This is a genomic window from Roseateles sp. DB2 (assembly GCF_051857535.1).
Taxonomy (GTDB): Bacteria; Pseudomonadota; Gammaproteobacteria; order Burkholderiales; family Burkholderiaceae_C; genus Roseateles_B.
Genome location: NZ_JBPZGY010000002.1, coordinates 513,758 through 534,302 on the forward strand (window position 1 = coordinate 513,758; position 20,545 = coordinate 534,302).

A 20,545-nucleotide genomic window follows, 5' to 3' on the forward strand; every position below is an offset into this window, starting at 1 on the left:
GCTTCCACTAGCGGGGGGACGTGGCCCTGCTGCCAGAATTCGGGCCAGGCGCATCTGCGTCGCCCGGCGCTGCTTCCGGCTGTCATCTGCCTTGCATATGCGAGCGGCACACTGGAACCCGGCGCGCGATGTCGTCAGGCGGTACCGCGTCTGCCCCAGTGATGGCAGCTCGGGTTCTGCCCTGCGCCTGGGTGGTGTTCGGCCGAGGCAGTCTTTGTGGTCGGAGTGGCTCCTGCATGCGGTTTTATGTGCTGAGTCCTATGAGCGAAAACGTTTGGCTTCCCGCAAAAGTGAGAAGTGAAACGTTTGCGCTTGATTTTGTTTCTGTTGTGTGCACTTGACTCGCCGAGCTCCATGGTTTTGGTGGGTTGTCGGTTTTTTATTCTTTCTTGAGGAGTTGTCGGCATGAACGACTTGCATTGGTCTCGCTTTTCCCGCACGGCGCTGAGCGTCGCGGTGGCCATCGTGGCTGCTGCTCCGGCGCTGGCGCAGAACACCACGGCTGCCGTGGGTGGGCGCGTGACGTCGCCCGATGGCAAGCCGGTCGCGGGCGCGACGGTGCTCATCGTGCACACTGAGTCGGGCTCGGCGAACAGCCTGACGACGGACAGCGAGGGCCGCTACTCGGCACGCGGTCTGCGCGCCGGCGGTCCCTACGTCATCACGGTGACCAAGGGCAGCGACAGCAACCAGCGCCAGGGCGTGTTCCTGGCCCTGGCCGAAACCACCGCCATTGACCTGACCGTCGGCCAGGCCCAGAACCAGCTGGCTCAGGTGACGATCTCGGGCAGCAGCACCAAGATCAACTCGGCCACCATGGGCTCGGGCACCAACCTGACCGGCGCCGAGCTGGCCGCCCAGTTCTCCATGCAGCGCAATCTGCAGGACTATGCCCGCCTGGATCCCCGCATCGCCCAGACCAACAAGGAAAACGGCGAGATCTCGGCAGCCGGCCAGAACAACCGCTTCAACTCCATCACCGTCGACGGCGTGTCCATCAGCGACACCTTCGGCCTGGAAGCCAACAACCTGCCGACGATGAAGCAGCCGGTGTCGATGGATGCCATCGACTCGGTGCAGATCAACCTGTCCAACTATGACGTGACGCAAAAGGGCTATACCGGTGCGAACGTCAATGCGGTGACCAAGTCGGGCACCAACAAGTTCAAGGGCACGGTCACCTATACCTATCGTGACCAGGATATGGCCGGCCGCCGATGGAACCGTCCGCCCACGGACACCTTCACCCGCCTGACCCCCTTCAAGGAAAAGCTGTACGGCTTCACCTTGGGCGGCCCGATCATCAAGGACAAGCTCTTCTTCTTCACGGCCTACGAAGAGCAGCACAACAGCATCTCCTCGCCTGCCTACGGCCCGGCCGGCTCGACGAACGCGACTGCGGTGAACATCACCCAGGCGCAGACCGCCGAAGTCCAGAAGATCATGCAGGACGTCTACAAGGTGGACGCCGGCAGCCTGACCAACGTCAGTGGCCAGGAACTGAGCGTCAAGGACGCCCTGGTCAAGCTGGACTGGAACATCAGCGACAAGCACCGTGCCAACGTCCGCTACACCAAGACCGAGCAGAACGAGCCCACCCTGCCGGGCTTCGGCACCAATCAGCTGGCCCTGAGCTCCTACTGGTACCGTGAGCGCAAGACCATCGAGACCGTGGTGGCCCAGCTGTTCAGCGACTGGACGGAAGACTTCTCGACTGAGCTGAAGATCTCGAACCGCGACTACGAGAAGGCCACGCTGAGCGACACCAACCTGCCGCAGATCAACGTGACGTGGACCAATGGCAGCAGCCGCACGCTGAACCTCGGCACGGAGCGCAGCCGCCACCTCAACAACCTCAAGACCAAGACGCTGGACGGCTACTTCGCCGGCAACCTGTTCGTGGGCGACCATGAAATCAAGGGCGGTGCGGACCTGTCCCGCAACGAGATCTACAACGTCTTCCTGCAGGATGCCCGCGGCAACTACACCTTCTCGGGCAGCGGCGCTCCCGGCACCGCCAACGACCCGCTGACGATGCTGCGCAACGGCATCCCGACGTCCTACTCGGTGCAACTGCCCTTCCCGGGCAAGAAGCTGGAAGACTCGATCGCGAACTGGACGCTGACCAACATCGGCTTCTTCCTTCAGGACACCTGGAAGATCAACAAGAAGCTGAACATCACGGCCGGCATCCGCGTTGACGAGGTGAAGACGGACGACCGCCCGGTGGCCAACGCTGCCGCAGCCCTGCCGGTGGTGCCTGGCAATGCCGCCACCAACACCCGCCAGACCGGCGGCTTCGGCATGGACAACACGGCCAATGTCGACGGCCAGAAGCTGGTGCAGCCGCGCCTGGGCTTCAACTACCAGCTGGACACGGTGGCTCAGCGCAAGTCGCAGATCCGCGGCGGCGTGGGTCTGTTCCAGGGCGCCGCGGCCAATGTGTGGCTGACCAATCCCTACCAGAACGTCGGCTCCACCGCCGTCTACAACTGCGGCGGCTCGACCAACCCCTGCCCTGCCGGCTTGCGCTTCAACCCGGACGGTGATCACCAGCCGGCACTGACCGGCACGCCCCAGGCCAACGTCGACTTCGTCGAGAAGGGCCTGTCGCAGCCGTCCGTGTGGAAGCTCAACCTGGCCTGGGATGGCCAGCTGCCCTGGTACGGCCTGGAGGCCGGCGTGGAATGGCTGCACACCAAGGTCAAGCAAGGCCTGTACTACCAGCACCTGAACCTGGGCACCGTGACGGCCTACGCACCGGACGGCCGTGAGATGTACTACAACGCCGCCGGTCGCAGCGAAGCCTGCTGGGCCGCGGGCACCGACTCGTTCAACTCGAACTGCGGTCTGCGTTCCAAGGCGCTGTCCAATGCCGCCTACAACAACGTGCTGCTCGCCGCCTCCACCAACAAGGGCGACGGCGACACGCTGACCTTCCAGCTCTCGCAGCGCGTGAACAGCAACCTGCGCTGGTCCGTGGCCTACACCCGCACTGCTGCAACGGAAGTCAGCCCGCTGGCCTCCTCGGTGTCGAGCTCGAGCTGGAACAACCGCGCCAACTTCAACCCGAACGAGAACGTGGCGGCCAACTCGCAGTACCTGATCCGCGACCGCATCAGTGCTGCCGTGAACTTCAGCAAGGCCTTTGTCGACAACTACAAGACCACGCTGGGCGTGTTCTATGAAGGTCGTGCCGGCAAGCCCTACAGCTGGGTCTACCGCAACGACATGAACGGCGACGGCCGCGCCCGCAATGACCTGATGTACATCCCCAAGGCCCCCGGCTCGGGTGAAGTCGTGTTCCGCCTGCCGGGCCAGACCGTGGCTGCCTCCGGTGCCGCTGCCGAAGCCGCCTTCTGGGACGTGGTCAACGGCGACAAGGCACTGCGCAACGCCAAGGGCGGTGTCGTGGGTCGCAACTCGGCCTTCGCTCCCTGGGTCAACAACTTCGACCTGCGCCTGTCGCAGGAAGTGCGCGGCATCACGGCCGGTGGCAAGGGCGTGATCACCCTGGACATCATGAACGTGGGCAATCTGCTGAACCGTCGCTGGGGCCAGGTCTCCGAGGCGGGCTTCCCGTCCACCCGCAGCTTCGTGAACTTCGCCGGCATCACGCCTGACGGCAAGATGGTGTATGCCGTGGCAACGCCTGATCCGCTGGTCACCCCGACGGACGCATCGGGTCGTACCCGCCTGGCGCAGTGGGGCATGAACCTGACCGCCCGCTACGAGTTCTGATCCTGCAGGCCGGCGCCTGCCGGCCCGCTTTCAGGACCTTGGCAAGGCCGCAGCTCGAAAGGGCTGCGGCCTTTTTCATGGACGCCCGGGCCCGACCCTCGCAGTCACTCAGGGCTGAGGAACCTTGGGCATGCCCAGCGCGCGGATCGCAGCGTCAATGGCCTGCATCATGGCTTCCGGCGTCTTCTTGCTGCACATCATGTGGCGCTGCAGGCCCGCCGGCAGGTCCGGGAAGTTGATCGCGCCGAGCTTCTTGCTCACTTCGCCTTGGCGGCTTAGCCAGAGGTAGTCCTCGCGGTCCATGAACATGTAGTCTGCACGGCCGGCCCCCAGCATGCGGGTGAGCTGCACCGGCGTCACCGTGGCGCGCAGGGGCGCGGGCGTCTGTTGCCGGATGAGGGCGTCGAGTTCGCTGCCATAGGAGATGCCGTCGACCACCGCCATGCGCAGCGTGCTGTCCGCCAGCAGGCTGGCAAGGCTGCGGTGGGCGTGCACTGCAGCTGCGGCGCGCGGGCCGGCGAGCACTACGTGCGGCAGGTCCTGCGACATGGGCAGGCTGAAGCGCGCATACAGCTCGCGCTCGGGGAGCTTGTACCAGCCGGGAGAGCACAGGGGGCGTTCGTTGGCCTGCAGCTCCAGCTGGATGCGCTTGAGCGGCGCCTCCTCCATCTGCGCCGTGATGCCGGCCGCTGCCAGGACCGCCCGGGACTGCTCGATCAGCAGGCCCTTGGGTTGGCGGTCCTCGGTGTAGGAGTAGGGCGGCTTGTCACGGTAGAGCAGCGTCAGCGTGCGCTCATCCGGCTGCGCTGCCGAGGGCCGGACCAGCGCCAGCGCCAGCGCCAGTGCAGCCAGGGCGAGGGGGCGATGGGTGTGCTTCATTCTGCTTCGGGGGCGTCCCAGCTGTCTCGGCTGGACCGGCCCTTGCGCTGAGCCTTCTTTTCCTGTGCCAGCCGCTCGCGTTCGGCGTCGGCGATGGCAGCGGCGGCGGCCCAGGCCTTGAACTCCTCCGGCGTCTCCAGGCTGATGCGGCCCAGCACACCCTGGCGGAAGTCGTACATCAGGATCTCCGCAGCCTTCTGCATGTTCACCCGGCCGCCACCCAGCACTGCCCCGCGCTTGCGGCCGATGGCCTCCAGCAGCGCATCGTCCTTGAGCGTCTCGACGGCGCCTTCCAGCTTGTAGCGGGCCTGCAGCAGCGGCGCGTAATGCACGCGCAGATAGTCGAGCAACTCCAGGGCGACCTCTTCCTCGTCCAGCGCATTGCGGCCGACGGCACCGCTGGCGGCCAGCTTGTAGCCGCTCTCGGGGATGTTGATGCGGGGCCACAGCATGCCGGGGGTGTCGAAAAGATAGGCGTCCTGGTCGAGCACGATGCGCTGCTCGACCTTGGTGATGCCGGGTTCGTCCCCCGTCTTGGCGGACTTCTTGCCCACCAGCGTGTTGATCAGCGTGGACTTGCCCACATTGGGAATGCCGCAGATCAGGATGCGCAACGGCTTGCTCATGCCGCCGCGCAGGGGCGCCAGCTCGCGGCAGGCGGCCACCAGGGCCTTGGCAGGGGCCTTGTTGCCTGCGTCCAGGGGCATGGCCCGCGTGCCGGGCTGGGCGTTGTAGTGGTCCAGCCAGAGCTGGGTGCGGGCCGGGTCGGCCAGGTCCTGCTTATTGAGCAGCTTGAGGCTGGGCTTGCCGTCGGTCAGCGAGGCCAGCAAGGGATTGGCACTGGAGCCGGGCAGGCGGGCATCGACGAGCTCGATGACCACGTCAATGCCTTGCTTCATGCGCTCCTTGATTGCCTTGCGGGTCGCATGCATATGACCCGGGAACCATTGGATGGCCATGCTGGGATTTCTTTCCTGTGTCGCGGTACGGTGGGCTGGGCCGCTATTGTCCTGTAGGCGGGCCCTCGGTCGTGAAGTGCAGAGGCGCCTCGCCCTCGGTCACCCGCAGCGGTGCCTGGCGCGGCAGGTCCAGGATGAATCGTGTGCCCTGGCCCGGGCTGCTCTGCACGCGCAAGTGGCCGCCAAAGAGCTGCTCGATGATGTTGTAGCTGATGGACAGACCCAGCCCGGTGCCGCCGCGTCCCAGCTTGGTGGTGAAGAAGGGCTCGAAGACGCGGTGCAGCAGCTCGGGTGCGATGCCCTGACCGTCGTCGGCGAATTCCAGCGCCAGCCAGCCAGGGGCGGTGCTGCGTGCACGGATGCTCATCAAGCCCTCGCGCGAGCTGTTCTCGAAGGCGTGGAGCAGGGCGTTATTGATGAAGTTGCTCAGTACCTGGCCCAGGGGGCCGGGGTAGGCGTCGAGCTCCAGTCCGGGCGGGATGTCGATCTCCACGCGGTGCCCGGCCTTGCGCACCACGCCCATCATGGTGGCGACGATGTCGGTGACAGTGAGGGCCAGGTCGAAGACGCGGCGCTGTTCACTGGTGCGATCCACCGCCACCTGCTTGAAGCTCGCGACCAGCCCGGCTGCTGTCTGCAGACCCCGATGGATCAGCTGCGCGGCCTGCCGTGCCTCATCCACGTAGCGGGCCAGGCTGCTGCGCCGCAGTGTGTTGGTGCTCATGGCCGCCTCGATCTCATCGGTCTTGCTCTGCAGGGTGCCGGCCATCAGCAAGGAGTTGCCGATGGGGGTGTTGAGCTCGTGCGCCACGCCGGCCACCAGCGCGCCCAGTGCCGCCAGCTTTTCCTGCGCCGCCAGCTGCTTCTGGGCGTCGCCGAGATCGGAGTAAGCGCGGGCGTTGTCCAAGGCAATGGCGGTATAGGCACTGAGGGTGCGGAACACCAGGCGCTCCATCTCGCCGTAGGCATCCTGCAGCGGCGACTGGATGGTCATCACCCCCAGCACGCGGTCGCCGATGGTCAGAGGCGCGAACAGGGCGCTCAGGGTGCGCATGGTGCCGGGCACCTGGCTGGGGTCGGAACCGTCGGGGGCGAGTGCCACCAGCAGCTCGCGGCGCTCGCGCAGGGCGCGCGCGGCATTGCTTTCTTCGGCATCGAGGCGGATGCGGTGGGGCGGCAGGCGCTGGCCCTGCTCCACGTCAAAGACGGAGCTCATGGTGAGCCCGTCGGCATCGATGAGGTAGACGGCAAAGCTGCGTGCATCCAGCAGGGCATGAACATGGCGCTCCAGCACGGCGAACACCGAGGGCGCGTCCAGCTTGGTGGTGATCTCCTGGCCTATGGTTCCCAGGCGCGCAAGCGTGCCGCTGGTCTGCTGGGCCAGCTCGGCTCGCTGCGCCTGCGCATGGGCCAGCGCGCGGTGATGGGCGGACTCTGCGCGCTCGCTTTCCGTCATGTAGCGCAGTTGCATGGCCAGCATGCGGCCGGTGACGTCCTGGCCGTGCATGCGCTCGCGCAGCGCGCTGGCGCGGACGGCGGCCCGGTAGGCCGCTTCGAAGCGGCCCAGGTCGGCATTGGTCTGGGCCTGCAGCTCAAGCAGCTCGATGGGCGGGGAATAGTGCTGGATGGCCGAGGCTGCCGCCAGTGCCTGGTCCAGGTGCCAGGCGGCCTGGGCCAGGTGCCCGGAGTCTGGCTGCTGCCGCTGGCGCTCCCGGGCGATCTGTGCCAGCGCCTGATGGGCCATGACCTGCAGGTCGCCCACCTGATCCTGGCAGGCATCGTCCAGGCAGGACTGGGCGACCTGCTGGGCTTCATCCAGCCGGCGCAGACGCATCAGTGCCAAGGCACGGCTGCGCCGAAGGTCCATGGCCAGGTCGCGGGCCTCGGCCCGGGCTTCCAGCGCGTCGAGGCGATCCAGCGCTTCGGCGTACTGCTGCTGATCCAGGGCCAACTCGGCCCGGTAGCGCAGGGCGATGGCGTAGTAGCGCGAGGCCTGCAGGGGGCGGAGGGTCTGCTCGGCCTCGTCCAGGCGCTGCTGGGCGAGGTCCAGCCGCCCCAGGTGCCTCAGGGCTTCGCCCACCTGGCTCTGGCAGCTGCCGATGGCGCTGGGCCAGGCAGTGGGCAGGGCCAGGTCAAGCCCGCGTTGCACCCACTCGAGGGCAGCGTCGTGGTCGTTGAGGCTGGTAAAGGCATTGCCGATATTGCTCGCCGCGAGGATGGCCAGGTGGAGCTGTCCGCTGTACAGGGCCAACTGATGGCAGCGCACATAGGCTTCGATGGCCTGGGCGTAGTCGCTGCGGCGGTAGGCCCGCGTGGCACGGAGCTGCTGGAGGGCCGCCTGCACATAGGGCGGCCAGGCGGACGGCTCCTGCATGTCTGCCTCCAGAGCGTGCTCGGGCTCCTGCCTGCGCAGGACCTGCAGTCGCGCCAGCGAGGCGCGGTAGTAGATTTCGCGGGCGCGCTCGGACGCCTGGGCCGAACGCTCGGCAGCCTGGCGAAGGCATTGGTCGCGTTCGGCGAAATTGCCCGTGCCCGTGGCAATGGCGGCCTGGACGCCCAGCAGATCTGCGGCGAGGACGAGGCTGGGCGCCTCCTGAGCCCGCAGGCCTGCCACGAGCTCGGTGGCCTCCGTCAGGCGGGCTTGTAGTCGCAGCAGCTCGGCCTGCGTCAAGCTGAACAGCCACTGCTCCTGGATGCTCAGGGCTTTCCCGCTCCTCTCGCTTTCCCTCGTGGCGATGGCAAGACAGTCTGCGGCACGGCAGCTGTCTCGCTCCCGCAACTGCCAGGCCAGACGGATGCAAGAAGAGGTTTCAGTCGGCAGCAGATGCAAGTCGCCCTGCCCATACCAGGGCTGCAAGGCATCGTCTGTGTCGTACAGGGCGTCGAGTTCACCGGGCATGACACGCGGCACCGCAAGGCTGAGAAGACCTGCATCTTGCCTCAGTCCGTCCCTCTGGCAAGCGGGGGCTGAGGGTGCCTTGTGCAGTTGCGCTGCACCTGGTGGTGATCTTTGGCGATGGGCGCCGACGACGGCCGTTCTTCGCCCGCTTGTGCGATTCGCGTTTCAATGTCCTGCGGACAAGCGGGGGAAATATGGATGTCAGATCTAACAGGTAGCCGCGCTAATAGCGGTGGCTAGCATCCGCTCCCACCTGCTAGGCACGGCTGTTGGAGGTAAGGCGGTCGAGTGGAGCAAGGGCGCCGACAGGCGCCTGGATGCGGGCCATCCCTGGTCGATGGCGCGTACTCCGGACTTGTCGGCAAGGCTGGGCGCCGTCACCCAGGCGTTCATGTCGACGAGGACCGGTCCAAGGCCCCACCAGGTCTGACTGGATGAACCAGGGGAAAACCCCTGACAACAAGCAAAGAGAGAGCAAGATGAGCAAGCAAATGAAGACCGCGCTGAAGGGCGCTTTCGCCCTGGCTGCCGTCACCGTGGCTGTGCAAGCCATGGCCGCCAGCCGTGAAGAGCTGAATCTGCAGGTCAGCAATGGGCAGAACGCCCTGCGCGCGTCCGGCAATGGTCAGTCCAACGCCGCTGCTGCCCTGGGCCTGGCAGTCGACGAGCTGAAGTCCGTTACCAGCAAGACCTATGGCAGCGGCCGCGTGGTGACCCGTCACCAGCAGATGTTCCAGGGCGTGCCTGTCTGGGGCGAGGCCATTGTTGAGCATAACGATGGTGCCACCAGCAGCTTCTCCGGTGCCCGCATCCGCAACATCACCGACGACCTGGCCCATGGCCGCCCCACCCTGAACCCGACCGCCGTGCTGGCCCAGATGAAGGCCCAGGCCCGTGCAGCCGGCCAGGCTGACAACGAGCAGGCCAAGCTGTACGTCAAGCTGGACGACAGCGGCAAGGCCCGCCTGGTCTACCACGTCAGCTTCCTGACCGGCCACGCCATCGGCAAGCCCGAGCGTCCCAACTTCCTGGTCGACGCCAACACGGGTGAAATCCTGCAGCGTTGGGAAGGCATCCACCACGCCAACGGCACGGGCCCTGGCGGCAACCAGAAGACCGGCCAGTACGAGTACGGCACCACCGCTGGCAAGGGCTACCTGGACGTCACGCAGAGCGGCTCTACCTGCTCGCTGAACAGCACCAACGTCGCCACCGTCAACCTGAACGGCGGCACCTCGGGCTCCACCCCGCACAGCTTCACCTGCCCCCGCAACACGGTGAAGGCCATCAACGGCGCCTACTCGCCGATGAACGACGCCCACTACTTCGGCAACGTCATCTTCAACATGTACACCGGCTGGCTGGGCGTCCGCCCCATCAGCCAGAAGCTGCTGATGAAGGTGCACTACAGCTCCAGCTACGAGAACGCCTTCTGGGACGGCTCGGCCATGCACTTCGGTGATGGCGCCACGACCTTCTACCCGCTGGTCTCCCTGGACGTCGCCTCGCACGAAGTCAGCCACGGCTTCACCGAGCAGAACTCCGGCCTGGTGTACTCCGGCATGTCCGGCGGCATGAACGAAGCCTTCTCCGACATGGCCGGTGAAGCTGCCGAGTACTACATGAAGGGCTCGAACGACTGGAAGGTCGGCTACGAGATCTTCAAGGGCACCGGCGCGCTGCGCTACATGGACGATCCCACCAAGGACGGCCGCTCCATCGACCACGCCAGCAAGTACACCAGCGGCCTGGACGTGCACTACAGCTCGGGCGTCTACAACAAGGCCTTCTACCTGCTCGCCACCAAGGCTGGCTGGAACACCCGCAAGGCCTTCGAAGTCTTCGCTGATGCCAACCGCCTGTACTGGACGGCCAACAGCACCTTCAACGCCGGCGCCTGCGGCGTGGAAAAGGCTGCCACCAGCCGCGGCTACACCACGGCTGACGTCACCGCTGCCTTCAGCGCTGTCGGCGTGAGCTGCTCGGGCACCGGCACCACCGCCACCCCGCTGACCAACGGCGTCGCCGTGACCGGCATCAGCCTGGCTACCGGCGCTTCCAAGCTCTACAGCATCGTGGTTCCGTCCGGCAAGGCCAGCCTGACCATCAAGCTGTCTGGCGGCACGGGTGATGGCGACATCTACGCCCGCATGACCACTGCTCCCACCACGACTTCCTACACCAAGAAGTCTGACGGCAGCACCAACACCGAGACGATCACCTTCACCTCGCCGGCTGCTGGTACCTACTACATCCTGGTCAACGCTTACTCCACCGTGAGCAGCACCAGCCTGAAGGCCACGTACTGATCGGTCAAGATCTCTACGCGGAGTGAGGACGCCGGGCGAGAGCCCGGCGTCTTTTTACTTTCAGGGTAGGTGGCTGCATGCCGCGGCCTCGCTGCAAGGCCCAAGAAAAAGGCCCTCGATTGCTCGAGGGCCTTTTCACTTGCGGGATGCGAGGGCAGGCTCAGTCGTCGTTCTTGAAGACCAGCTTCACCTCGTGGGTCTGCTTCTCGCCACCGGCTTCGAAGCGCCAGTCCATCAGTGCCGTAGTTACGGCGCGATCAAAGACGCGGCGCGGCTCGGCTTCGATGATGTCCACGCCGGACACCTTGCCGTCAGCCTCGATGCTCAGCTTGGCCTTGACGGTGCCGGCGCTGATGCCCTTCTGGGCCGCCTCACGGGGGAACTCCGGAGCGACCTTCTTGATCAGCTTGGGGGATGCCTGGGCGCCGAAGGCCAGCAGCAGGGCGGCGATGGCCGGGAGGAACTTGGCGCTGAGGGACAGGGGGTTCTTCGTCATGTGATTTTCTGGAGAGCGACTGCGGGAAAAGGGGGGAGGGACTCAGGCGCGGAAGAATCCAACCGCGCTGAGCAGGCGGCTGGAGCTGTCGCGCAGGGCTTCGGTGGAGCGGCTGAGCTCGTCGACCAGGGTGGAGTTCTGCTGCGTTGCACGGTCCAGCTCGTTCATGGCGCCGTTCACGACGCCCACGCCGCTGGCCTGCTCCTGGGCCGAGTGCGAGATCTCCTCGATCAACTGGCCCATGTTGTTGACTTCATCGACCACGCTGCGGATCGTGGCGCCAGCGTTGTTCACCAGGGCCGTGCCGTTCTCCACCTTGACGGAGGATTCCTGGATCAGCACCTTGATCTCCTTGGCGGCCTGCGCACTGCGCGAGGCCAGGGCGCGGACCTCAGAGGCCACCACTGCGAAGCCCTTGCCATGGTCACCTGCACGTGCCGCTTCCACGGCGGCGTTGAGGGCCAGGATGTTGGTCTGGAAGGCAATGCCGTCGATCACGCCGATGATGTCGCCGATCTTGCGCGAGCTGGTGCTGATCTCTTCCATGGTGGATACCACCTGGGCCACCACCTGGCCGCCGGCCGAGGCTGACTGACGGGCCTTGCCGGCAATGCCGGCGGCCTTGCGGGTCAGCTCGCTGGCGCCAGTGAGGTTGGCGGCGATCTGTTCGACCGAGGCCGCCGTGTTCTGCAGGCTGGCCGCCGAACGCGCGGTGCGGTCCGAGAGGTTGCCGTTGCTGTTGGCGATGGCGCTGGAGTTCTGCGCCACCTCGCCCGCGGCTTCAGAGACGCTGCTCACCACGCCGGACAGCGCTTCCTGCATGTCCTGCATGGCCTGGAGCATCTGGCCCAGTTCGTCCTTGCCGCTGGCCTGGATGCGGTACGACAGATCACCCGAGCTGATGGCCTGGGCGGCGTCCTTGGCCTGACGGGCCGGCACGATGATGGAGCGCGAGATGGCCACGCCGCCACCGCCGCCGATCAGCACGGCCACCAGCACCAGCACCGCGGTGATGGCCACTGAGCGGCTGGCCAGCGCCGAGCCGGATTCGGCCAGCGAGCGGGCGCTCTCGAACTTGGCCTCGACCAGGCTTTTGAGACCTTCCTGATAGGCCTGCTGGGCCGGGCGCACGTCCGTGATCAGGCTCTCGCGGGCCTCGTCAGGGCTGCCGTCGGCCTGCACCTTGAGGAACTTGCTCACCGAGGCCAGGAAGCGGCCCTGGCGGTCCTTGACCTGGGCCACGATGTCACGCTCCTTGTCGTCGTCAACCTGGGCCTGCAGCTCGGCGAGGTGCGTCTCCAGGGCCTGCATTGCGCCGTCAATGGCGGCCTTCTGCTTCTTGATCTGGCGGGCTTCGTCCAGCAGCAACAGGTCACGCGAGGCGCGGGCGATGACGTTGACGTCGCTCTCCAGCGCATTGGCTGCGGCGATCTTGACCAGGCTGGAGTTGGCCGTGCGGTCCAGGTCCTTGGCCAGATGGTTGGCATTGGCCGCTCCGTAGGCGCCAATGGCCATGAGCAGCAGGATCAGCAGCGCGTAGCTCACGGCCAGACGCTGGCCGATGCGCAAGTGGGACAGGAATTGCATCAAGTGACCTCAGAAACGTCGATCCAGACCGGCTTGCGCCTGCCAGGGCGCCAGGCGTGCTGGCGCGGGGCGCGCGTCCTGCGTCGGGCATGCCTTCGATGGGGAAGGCCGCCTGACGAGGCAGCGAACTCGGTCGCCGCTTCCGGTCCCGGCTCCGTGGAGCAGGCCGGAAAACGGCAGCGCGAAGTGTCAGCGCTCGGTCAGTTTTTTGCTCAGCACAAGCGGGCATCGGCGTGAACGAATCCGCGCCAAACCGCCGCAATACCACTTCGCGCGCCTGCCCAGTGGACGGCTGGCGTTGAGGTCTAGGGGTTTGTGCCCATGTCGTTGGTCAGGGCCTGGACCTGTCTTGCGCTGAGCGCGCCTGCCTGCTGTCCCCAGCTGTTGCGCACATGGCTGAGCAGGGCGGCCAATTGCTCGGCATCGAAGCTGCCCCCGAAGGGCGGCATGCCGAAGGGGCGCGGATGGCTGGGTGTGGCCGGCGCGAATCCGCCCTGCTGCACGATGCGCAGCAGATTGAGGGGCGAGGCCTGGTTCACCACGCGGCTGCCCTTCAGCGGCGGATAGACGCCCGGGCGCCCCTGGCCCTGCTCGCCGTGGCAGGACTGGCAGTGTGTCTTGTACAGCTCGGCTCCGAGCAGCCCCTGGGTGGACGCCTGCGGCGCCGGCTCGGTGCGCAGGTGCTGCGCCGTCTCCGCGGGCAGCGACTTCAGGTAGCCCGCCACGGCGGCCAGGTCCTCGGCGTGCAGGTGCCGGGTACTGCCCACCACCACCTCGGCCATGGGCCCTTGCGCGATGCCCCGCGGCGCGATGCCGTCGTGCAACCAGGCTTGGATCTCGTCCTGGGGCCAGTCCTGCAGGCCGCCTTCGTCAGCGCGATGCAGGGAGGGCGCGTACCAGCCCAGGCCGCGCAAAAGCCCGCCATCGAAGCGATCCAGGGACTGCGGTGCGCCCAGCGCGTTGCGGCTGCCATGGCAGGCATTGCAGTGGGCCAGGCCCTGGCTCAGGTAGGCGCCACGATTCCAGGCTGCGTCCCGGCGGGGGTCGGGCTCGAAGGAGGCCGGCCGGAAGTAGATGGCTCGCCACACGGCCAGCGCCGGCTGCGTGCCGTAGGGCCAGCGCAGGGCCTGTGGGCGCGGTTCCGCGCGCACGGGAGCCAGGGACTGCAGGTGGCTCAGCAGGGCGTCGCTGTCGGCCCGGCTGAGCAGGGTGTAGCTGGTGTAGGGAAAGGCCGGGCTCAGCAGGCGGCCGTCGCGGCCGCGGCCTTCATGCAGGGCACGCCAGAAGTCCTCGGGCGACCAGCGGCCCAGGCCGGTCTCGGCGTCCGGCGTGAGGTTGCTGCTGTAGACGGTACCGAAGGGCGTGGGGACCGCGCGCCCGCCGGCAAGCGGCGCACCCCCGGGGGCCGTGTGGCAGCCGGCGCAGTTGCCCACACGGGCGAGGTAGGCGCCGCGCGCCAGCATCTCAGCGGGCGCAACCGCCGGTGGCGACGGCGGCAGGGGCGCCGGCCGGTTGGCCAGCCATACCCACAGGGCAAGACCTGACCCCGCGAGCAGCATGCCGCCGAGCAGTCTTGCGGCCAGGCGGATGCGCCGCTTCAAGGCAGATCTCCGCAGCGAAGGGGCAGCCGCTGCTCCGATGCGGGCGCGGGCTTGGCCCCTGCGGGAACGGGCTGCGCGGACAGCCAGTCGGCCAGGGCGCGGATGTCCTCGGGCTCGAGTCGGCGGGCGATTGCAGCCATGCAGTCGGGCGACTGCGAGCGGCGTTCGCCCTGGCGCCAGGCGGCCAGTTGGGCCATGAGGTAGTCGCGCGGCAGGCCCAGCAGGCCGGGAACGCCCGGCTGGCGGCCCAGCAGCGCCTCGCCATGGCATTGCTGGCAGGCCGGCAACTGACGTTGTGCATGGCCTTGCCGGACGAGGGCCTGCGCCCGCTGCCGGTCTGCCGCCGCGAGTGGCCGCGACTGGGGCGGCGGGTAGGGCAGGTCCAGGCTCGCGAAGTGGCGGGCGATCTCCTGCAGATAGTCGTCGCTGAGCGGTGTCAGCAGGGTGTTCATGGGCCCGTACTGGCGGCGGCCATCGCGGAAGCTCAGCAACTGCTGGTACAGGTAGCCGGCCGGCTTGCCCGCCAGCCTAGGGTAGTAGCCGTCGCGCCCGGCACGGCCGTGGGGGCCGTGGCAGCCAGTGCAGGCCAGCAGGCGCTGGGCCATGCTGTCCTCGAAGGGGGCAGGCGTCGGTGCCTGGCCCAGGGCCTGGGTCGCGCAGGCCAGCAGACCCAGCACAGGCAGCGCCCGCCGCAGCAGCGCCTGATGCAGGCCCGCCATGGCCTGCATCAGGGCTTGGCCGGCCGTGAGCCGAAGATGGCCGAGCCGACTCTCACCAAGGTGGCACCTTCCAGGACGGCGGCTTCCAGGTCGGCGCTCATGCCCATGCTGAGGGTGTCCACGGCCAGCCCTTGGGTCTGCAGGCTCCTCAAGAGCTGAGCCAACTGGCGATGGGGCAGGCGCTGGTCATCGATGGTGTCGGCAGGCTCGGGGATGGCCATCAGGCCGCGCAGCCGCAGTCGTGGCAGCCGGGTGATCTGTGCAGCCAGTGCCGGCACCTCCTGAGGGGGCAGGCCGCTCTTGCTGGCCTCTCCGCTGATGTTGACCTGCAGGCAGATCTGCAGCGGCGGCAAGCCCTCGGGGCGCTGCTCGGACAGCCGCTGCGCGATCTTCAGGCGGTCCACCGTGTGAACCCAGTCAAAGGTCTCGGCGACCACGCGGGTCTTGTTGCTCTGCAGCGGACCTATCAGATGCCACTCGATGCCTGCCCGCAGGTCTGCCAGGGCGGCGATCTTGTCCAGGGCCTCCTGCACGTAGTTCTCGCCGAAGGCCCGCTCGCCGGCCGCATGAGCTTCGCGCACCGCGGCGGCATCAAAGGTCTTGCTGACCACCAGCAGCCCGACGGTCGCCGCGGGACGGCCCGCATCCGTGCAGGCTTTGGCAAGCCGCCGGTGCACTTCTTGAATGTTCTCTTTGATCGTCGCCATAATGGCCCACGCTATTCGCCCACACCATGGACATCACACAACTGCTGGCATTCTCGGTCAAGAACAAGGCCTCCGATCTTCACCTCTCTGCCGGGCTGCCGCCCATGATCCGGGTGCACGGCGACGTGCGGCGCATCAACGTCGAGGCGTTGGAGCATCGCCAGGTGCACGACATGGTGTACGACATCATGAACGACGCCCAGCGCAAGGCCTACGAGGAGACGCTGGAGTGCGACTTCTCCTTCGAGATCCAGGGCCTGGCCCGCTTCCGCGTCAATGCCTTCAACCAGAACCGCGGTGCCGGCGCCGTGTTCCGGACCATTCCGTCCAAGATCCTGACGCTGGAGCAGCTCAACGCGCCCAAGGTCTTTGCCGACCTGGCCCTGAAGCCTCGCGGCCTGGTGCTGGTGACAGGCCCTACGGGTTCCGGCAAGTCGACCACGCTGGCGGGCATGGTCAACCATCTCAACGAGAACGAGTACGGGCACATCCTGACCATCGAGGACCCGATCGAGTTCGTACACGAGTCCAAGAAATGCCTGATCAACCAGCGTGAAGTCGGCCCGCACACGCTGAGCTTTGCCAATGCCTTGCGCTCCGCCCTGCGCGAGGATCCGGATGCCGTGCTGGTGGGTGAAATGCGGGACCTCGAGACCATTCGCCTGGCCCTGACCGCCGCCGAGACGGGTCACCTGGTCTTCGGCACCCTGCACACCAGTTCTGCCGCCAAGACCATCGACCGTATCGTGGACGTCTTCCCCGCGGCCGAAAAGGAGATGGTGCGCGCCATGGTGTCGGAATCTCTGGTGGCCGTGATCTCGCAGACTCTGTGCAAGCTCAAGGACGGCAGCGGCCGCGTGGCGGCGCACGAGATCATGTTGGGCACCTCGGCCGTGCGCAACCTGATCCGCGAGAACAAGGTCGCCCAGATGTACTCGGCCATTCAGACCGGCAACTCCCAAGGCATGCAGACCCTGGACCAGAACCTCGCCGAACTGGTGCGCCGCAATGTGATATCGCCGGCCGAGGCTCGGGCCAAGGCCAAGTTCCCGGAGAACTTCCCCGGATGAGGGCCCGGGGGCTCGACCGCACAGTCAGCAAGGCACGGCAAGCGGCGTCCTGCCGAGTTGGTCCCTGCCCCCGTGCCTGAGGCCGCAAGGCGAGACATTCCGTCACCCCTGAACCGCGCGTCCTGATGCAAGATGCGCGCCGCTTTGGCCCCTGGAGGGCATGGAAGGACATCCCAGCATGGAACGCGATCAGGCCTCGAAATTCATCAATGACCTGCTGCGGCTGATGGTCTCCCGCAAGGGGTCTGACCTGTTCCTGACGGCTGATTTCCCGCCCGCCATCAAGGTGGACGGCAAAGTGACCAAGGTCTCGCCCCAGCCGCTCAGCGGCCAGCACACCCTGCAGCTGGCGCGCTCCATCATGAACGACAAGCAGGCGGCCGATTTCGAGAAGCACAAGGAGTGCAATTTCGCGATCTCGCCGCAGGGCATCGGCCGCTTCCGGGTCAATGCCTACCTGCAGCAGGGCCATGTGGCCCTGGTGCTGCGGACCATTCCGCAGAACCTGCCCAGCATCGAGTCCCTGGACTTGCCGCCCATCCTCAAGGACGTGGTGCTTACCAAGCGAGGCCTGGTGATCGTGGTGGGGGCCACCGGCTCGGGCAAGAGCACGACACTCGCCGCGATGATTGACCACCGCAACGAGACGACCTATGGCCACATCATTACCATCGAGGACCCGGTGGAATTCGTGCATCCGCACAAGAACTGCATCGTCAGCCAGCGCGAGCTGGGCCTGGATACCGACAACTGGGACATCGCGCTGAAGAATACGCTTCGCCAGGCGCCGGACGTGATCCTCATGGGCGAAATCCGCGACCGCGAGACCATGGAGCATGCCGTGGCCTTTGCCGAGACCGGCCACCTGTGCATGGCCACCCTGCACGCCAACAGCGCCAACCAGGCCCTGGATCGCATCATCAACTTCTTCCCCGAGGAGCGCCGGGCCCAGCTGCTGATGGATCTTTCGCTGAACTTGCGCTCCATCGTCTCGCAGCGCCTGCTGCCGCGTCGCGAGGGCAAGGGGCGCATTGCCGCGGTGGAGATCCTGCTCAACACGCCGCTGATCTCCGACATGATCTTCAAGGGCGAAGTCGGCGAGATCAAGGAGATCATGAAGCGCTCGCGCGAGCAGGGCATGCAGACCTTCGACCAGGCCCTGTTCGATCTCTTCGAGTTTGGCCGCATCAATTACGAAGACGCCCTGCGCAATGCGGACTCCGTCAACGACCTGCGCCTGCAGATCAAGCTCAACAGCGAGCGCGCCCGCAGCGGCGAGCTGAGCCAGGGTACCGAACACCTCACCATCCTCTGATCACCGCATCCCATGGCCGACAGCATCAACACCACGCGCAGCTACGAATCCACCACGCCCCGGCGTGTCGCCTTCATCGGCCTGGGGGTGATGGGCCTGCCCATGGCCGGGCATCTGGCGCGTGCGGGCCATGCGGTGACGGTCTACAACCGCAGCCCGGCCAAGGTCCAGTCCTGGGTGGCTGAGTTCGGCGGGGCCTCGGCCCCGACGCCGGCCGAGGCTGCTCGCGAGGCTGATGCGGTCTTCGTCTGCGTAGGCAATGACGACGACCTGCGCTCCGTGCTGCTGGGCGAGACCGGTGCCTTCGCCGGCATGAAGGCGGGCGCCATCCTGGTGGACCACACCACGGCCTCGGCCGAGGTGGCCCGCGAGATGCACGCAGCGGCACGTTCGCGAGGCCTGCATTTCGTCGATGCGCCGGTGTCCGGTGGCCAGGCAGGTGCGGTCAATGGTCAGCTGACGGTCATGTGTGGCGGTGATGCCGAGCCCTTCGAGGCCATGAAGCCCGTGGCCCTGGCCTTTGCCCGCGCGGTGACGCGCGTGGGCGAGCCGGGGGCTGGTCAGCTGGCCAAGATGGTCAATCAGATCTGCATTGCGGGCCTGGTCCAGGGCCTGGCGGAGGCCATTGCCTTCGGTGCCCGTGCGGGCCTGGACATGAAGCAGGTGCTGGACGTCATCGGCAAGGGGGCAGCCCAGAGCTGGCAGATGGACAACCGCGGCAAGACCATGGTCGACGACCAGTTCAACTTCGGCTTCGCCGTGGACTGGATGCGCAAGGACCTGGGCCTGGTCCTGGACGAAGCCCGCCGCAATGGCGCCCAGCTGCCCGTCACGGCCCTCGTGGACCAGTTTTATGCTGATGTGCAGGGCATGGATGGCGGCCGCTGGGACACCTCAAGCCTGATCAAACGCTTGCGCTGAAGCTGGCCGGCCCAGGGCGCTTATCTGGATTCGCTAGGCTTGGGCGGCTTGGGCGCCGTGCGGGCCAGTTCCTCTTCGGAAATGATCTCGAACATGCGCACCACCTTCTTGACGCCGGCAACGCCTCGGGCGATCTCGCTGGCGCGGTGCGCCTCCCGCTCGGTGACGCGGCCCAGCATGAAGACCTCGCCGCGTTCCACGACCACGTAGAAGGCGTTGGAGATCAGGTCCCGGGCGTCGACCAGGCTGGCTTTGATCTTGCCCGCGATGAGCATGTCGTTCGAGCGAGCGCTCAGTGAACTGATGAATCCCACCTGCAGTTCATTGGCCACACGCCCGACGTTCTCCACTTCCGCAACGATGCGTTCGGCCTCGGCCCTGTCTTGCTCGTTGCGGGTCTCTCCGGTCAGCAGCACCACGCGGTTGTAGCTGTTGATGTTGATGTGGACGCGGTCCCCCAGCTTGTCTGCTAGGCGCTTGCCCGCCTTGAGCTCGATGCCCTGGTCTTCCAACTGGGTCCCCGAGGTTCGACGGTCGGTGGCCACCATGGCCGTGCCGACCATGCTGCCCACCACCAGCGGCGCGCAGGCCGTCAGCAGGCCGCAGCCCAGCGCGGCGATGAGGGGAAGGGCGGAGAGGGCGCGCGCGCGGCGCGAGGGGTTCGCTTGCATGATTCAGCCTTGGGGTCAGGTCTTGATTCGATCAGTCTTGACCGGATCAGCAAAAAGTCATTCCTCGATGCCCAGCAACTGGGCGTCGATGGCGTCGCACAGGCAATGGCACAGCAGCCGGTAACCCTCGGCCACGCGGGCGAAGCGGCTGTGGGGCAGCCGCAGCTGTACGTCGGTGTCCAGAAGGCCGGCACGCAGGGCTTCATCCTGGCTGCCGCTGAGCAACACCACGCTCATGTCCTGGGCATGGGCAGCGTCCAGCAGGGGCACCAGGCTGGCCGCACTGCCGCTGGGGTTGTCGATCAGCAGCAGCAGGTCGCCGGGGTGGCCCAGGGTCTGGATCTGGCGGGCCAGGGCGGCGGCTTCGTCCAGCGGGCCGGGCCCCTGGTGCAGCAGGGCATTGATGGCGATGGCCGCCAGGCCTGGGCGCTCCTGCTCGAAGCGGCCCATCAGCAGCGCCGCCAGATAGCCGGCATCCTGCGCGGCCAGGCCGCCGCCGACGCACAGCAGGCGGCCACCGCCGGTGATGCCGTCGACCAGCATCTGCGCGGCCAGGGCCATGGGGCGGGAGAGAGGCTCGGCGACCTGGTAGAGCAGGTCGGCGCTCTCGAAGAACTGTTGTTGGATGCGTTGTTCAAGCATTGGCGCGCATGATAAGCCAGGGGCTGCAC

Annotated in this window: 15 protein-coding genes; 5 read left to right on the forward strand and 10 right to left on the reverse strand. The window is 66.7% G+C overall.

Translation table 11 applies throughout. The annotated features are described in order from the left end of the window. The first annotated feature begins 405 nt into the window (after window positions 1-405). Window positions 406-3,741, forward strand: coding sequence for a TonB-dependent receptor domain-containing protein (locus tag ACS5PK_RS04785; protein WP_439439109.1), 3,336 nt, complete (start codon window positions 406-408; stop codon window positions 3,739-3,741). A 108-nt stretch (window positions 3,742-3,849) separates the two neighbouring features. Here the strand turns inward: ACS5PK_RS04785 and ACS5PK_RS04790 are convergent, their stop codons facing one another. Genes ACS5PK_RS04790 through ACS5PK_RS04800 form a run of 3 tightly spaced genes read right to left on the reverse strand, consistent with a single transcriptional unit; the run spans window position 3,850 to window position 8,478 of the window. Continuing rightward, window positions 3,850-4,620 carry a substrate-binding periplasmic protein gene (locus tag ACS5PK_RS04790; protein WP_439439110.1) on the reverse strand — a complete coding sequence of 257 codons (771 nt, stop codon included), beginning with the start codon at window positions 4,618-4,620 and terminating at the stop codon, window positions 3,850-3,852. Next, a complete protein-coding gene (ylqF, locus tag ACS5PK_RS04795) occupies window positions 4,617-5,579 on the reverse strand; it encodes a ribosome biogenesis GTPase YlqF (RefSeq protein WP_439439111.1) in 963 nt (320 codons plus the stop codon). The genes ACS5PK_RS04790 and ylqF overlap by 4 nt, the downstream gene beginning before the upstream one ends. A gap of 43 nt (window positions 5,580-5,622) precedes the next feature. Beyond that, window positions 5,623-8,478: an ATP-binding protein gene (locus ACS5PK_RS04800; protein WP_439439112.1), complete on the reverse strand. Its 2,856-nt coding sequence runs from the start codon at window positions 8,476-8,478 to the stop codon at window positions 5,623-5,625. Window positions 8,479-8,957: 479 nt separating this feature from the next. On the opposite strand from ACS5PK_RS04800, the gene ACS5PK_RS04805 reads away from it, so the two are divergent. Further along, entirely contained in the window at window positions 8,958-10,787 is a 1,830-nt protein-coding gene (locus tag ACS5PK_RS04805; protein WP_439439113.1) for a M4 family metallopeptidase, read from the forward strand. A 160-nt stretch (window positions 10,788-10,947) separates the two neighbouring features. Here ACS5PK_RS04805 and ACS5PK_RS04810 read toward each other — a convergent pair whose 3' ends face one another. The 5 genes from ACS5PK_RS04810 to ACS5PK_RS04830 all read right to left on the reverse strand — a co-directional run bounded on the left by ACS5PK_RS04810 (window position 10,948) and on the right by ACS5PK_RS04830 (window position 15,897). Beyond that, window positions 10,948-11,283, reverse strand: coding sequence for a TonB family protein (locus ACS5PK_RS04810; protein WP_439439114.1), 336 nt, complete (start codon window positions 11,281-11,283; stop codon window positions 10,948-10,950). A gap of 42 nt (window positions 11,284-11,325) precedes the next feature. Continuing rightward, window positions 11,326-12,870: a methyl-accepting chemotaxis protein gene (locus ACS5PK_RS04815; RefSeq protein ID WP_439439115.1), complete on the reverse strand. Its 1,545-nt coding sequence runs from the start codon at window positions 12,868-12,870 to the stop codon at window positions 11,326-11,328. 305 nt (window positions 12,871-13,175) lie between these two features. After that, window positions 13,176-14,471, reverse strand: coding sequence for a c-type cytochrome (locus tag ACS5PK_RS04820; protein ID WP_439439116.1), 1,296 nt, complete (start codon window positions 14,469-14,471; stop codon window positions 13,176-13,178). After that, window positions 14,468-15,190, reverse strand: a complete 723-nt coding sequence (locus ACS5PK_RS04825; RefSeq protein ID WP_439439117.1) for a c-type cytochrome — start codon at window positions 15,188-15,190, stop codon at window positions 14,468-14,470. The genes ACS5PK_RS04820 and ACS5PK_RS04825 overlap by 4 nt, the downstream gene beginning before the upstream one ends. An 8-nt stretch (window positions 15,191-15,198) precedes the next feature. Next, window positions 15,199-15,897 (reverse strand): YggS family pyridoxal phosphate-dependent enzyme, encoded by a 699-nt coding sequence (locus ACS5PK_RS04830; RefSeq protein WP_439439118.1) that lies wholly within the window; start codon window positions 15,895-15,897, stop codon window positions 15,199-15,201. A 26-nt stretch (window positions 15,898-15,923) separates the two neighbouring features. Between ACS5PK_RS04830 and ACS5PK_RS04835 the strand changes: the two genes are divergently transcribed. The 3 genes from ACS5PK_RS04835 (at window position 15,924) to ACS5PK_RS04845 (ending at window position 19,203) form a co-directional block, all read left to right on the forward strand. Next, window positions 15,924-16,967 (forward strand): type IV pilus twitching motility protein PilT, encoded by a 1,044-nt coding sequence (locus tag ACS5PK_RS04835; RefSeq protein WP_439439119.1) that lies wholly within the window; start codon window positions 15,924-15,926, stop codon window positions 16,965-16,967. A 178-nt stretch (window positions 16,968-17,145) separates the two neighbouring features. Further along, a complete protein-coding gene (locus ACS5PK_RS04840) occupies window positions 17,146-18,282 on the forward strand; it encodes a PilT/PilU family type 4a pilus ATPase (protein WP_439439120.1) in 1,137 nt (378 codons plus the stop codon). Window positions 18,283-18,294: 12 nt separating this feature from the next. Continuing rightward, entirely contained in the window at window positions 18,295-19,203 is a 909-nt protein-coding gene (locus tag ACS5PK_RS04845) for an NAD(P)-dependent oxidoreductase (RefSeq protein ID WP_439439121.1), read from the forward strand. Window positions 19,204-19,223: 20 nt separating this feature from the next. Here ACS5PK_RS04845 and ACS5PK_RS04850 read toward each other — a convergent pair whose 3' ends face one another. Beyond that, on the reverse strand, window positions 19,224-19,874 hold the full coding sequence (locus ACS5PK_RS04850) for a BON domain-containing protein (RefSeq protein ID WP_439439122.1): 651 nt from the start codon (window positions 19,872-19,874) through the stop codon (window positions 19,224-19,226). A 57-nt stretch (window positions 19,875-19,931) separates the two neighbouring features. Then, window positions 19,932-20,516: an SIS domain-containing protein gene (locus tag ACS5PK_RS04855; RefSeq protein WP_439439123.1), complete on the reverse strand. Its 585-nt coding sequence runs from the start codon at window positions 20,514-20,516 to the stop codon at window positions 19,932-19,934. Window positions 20,517-20,545 lie beyond the last annotated feature (29 nt).

Bases quoted from the DNA above. Each gene is read 5' to 3' on its own strand.
- ACS5PK_RS04785 (WP_439439109.1), top strand. From the start codon at position 406: ATGAACGACTTGCATTGGTCTCGCTTTTCCCGCACGGCGCTGAGCGTC.
- ACS5PK_RS04790 (WP_439439110.1), bottom strand. From the start codon at position 4,620: ATGAAGCACACCCATCGCCCCCTCGCCCTGGCTGCACTGGCGCTGGCG.
- ylqF (WP_439439111.1), bottom strand. From the start codon at position 5,579: ATGGCCATCCAATGGTTCCCGGGTCATATGCATGCGACCCGCAAGGCA.
- ACS5PK_RS04800 (WP_439439112.1), bottom strand. From the start codon at position 8,478: ATGCCCGGTGAACTCGACGCCCTGTACGACACAGACGATGCCTTGCAG.
- ACS5PK_RS04805 (WP_439439113.1), top strand. From the start codon at position 8,958: ATGAGCAAGCAAATGAAGACCGCGCTGAAGGGCGCTTTCGCCCTGGCT.
- ACS5PK_RS04810 (WP_439439114.1), bottom strand. From the start codon at position 11,283: ATGACGAAGAACCCCCTGTCCCTCAGCGCCAAGTTCCTCCCGGCCATC.
- ACS5PK_RS04815 (WP_439439115.1), bottom strand. From the start codon at position 12,870: ATGCAATTCCTGTCCCACTTGCGCATCGGCCAGCGTCTGGCCGTGAGC.
- ACS5PK_RS04825 (WP_439439117.1), bottom strand. From the start codon at position 15,190: ATGGCGGGCCTGCATCAGGCGCTGCTGCGGCGGGCGCTGCCTGTGCTG.
- ACS5PK_RS04830 (WP_439439118.1), bottom strand. From the start codon at position 15,897: ATGGCGACGATCAAAGAGAACATTCAAGAAGTGCACCGGCGGCTTGCC.
- ACS5PK_RS04835 (WP_439439119.1), top strand. From the start codon at position 15,924: ATGGACATCACACAACTGCTGGCATTCTCGGTCAAGAACAAGGCCTCC.
- ACS5PK_RS04840 (WP_439439120.1), top strand. From the start codon at position 17,146: ATGGAACGCGATCAGGCCTCGAAATTCATCAATGACCTGCTGCGGCTG.
- ACS5PK_RS04845 (WP_439439121.1), top strand. From the start codon at position 18,295: ATGGCCGACAGCATCAACACCACGCGCAGCTACGAATCCACCACGCCC.
- ACS5PK_RS04850 (WP_439439122.1), bottom strand. From the start codon at position 19,874: ATGCAAGCGAACCCCTCGCGCCGCGCGCGCGCCCTCTCCGCCCTTCCC.
- ACS5PK_RS04855 (WP_439439123.1), bottom strand. From the start codon at position 20,516: ATGCTTGAACAACGCATCCAACAACAGTTCTTCGAGAGCGCCGACCTG.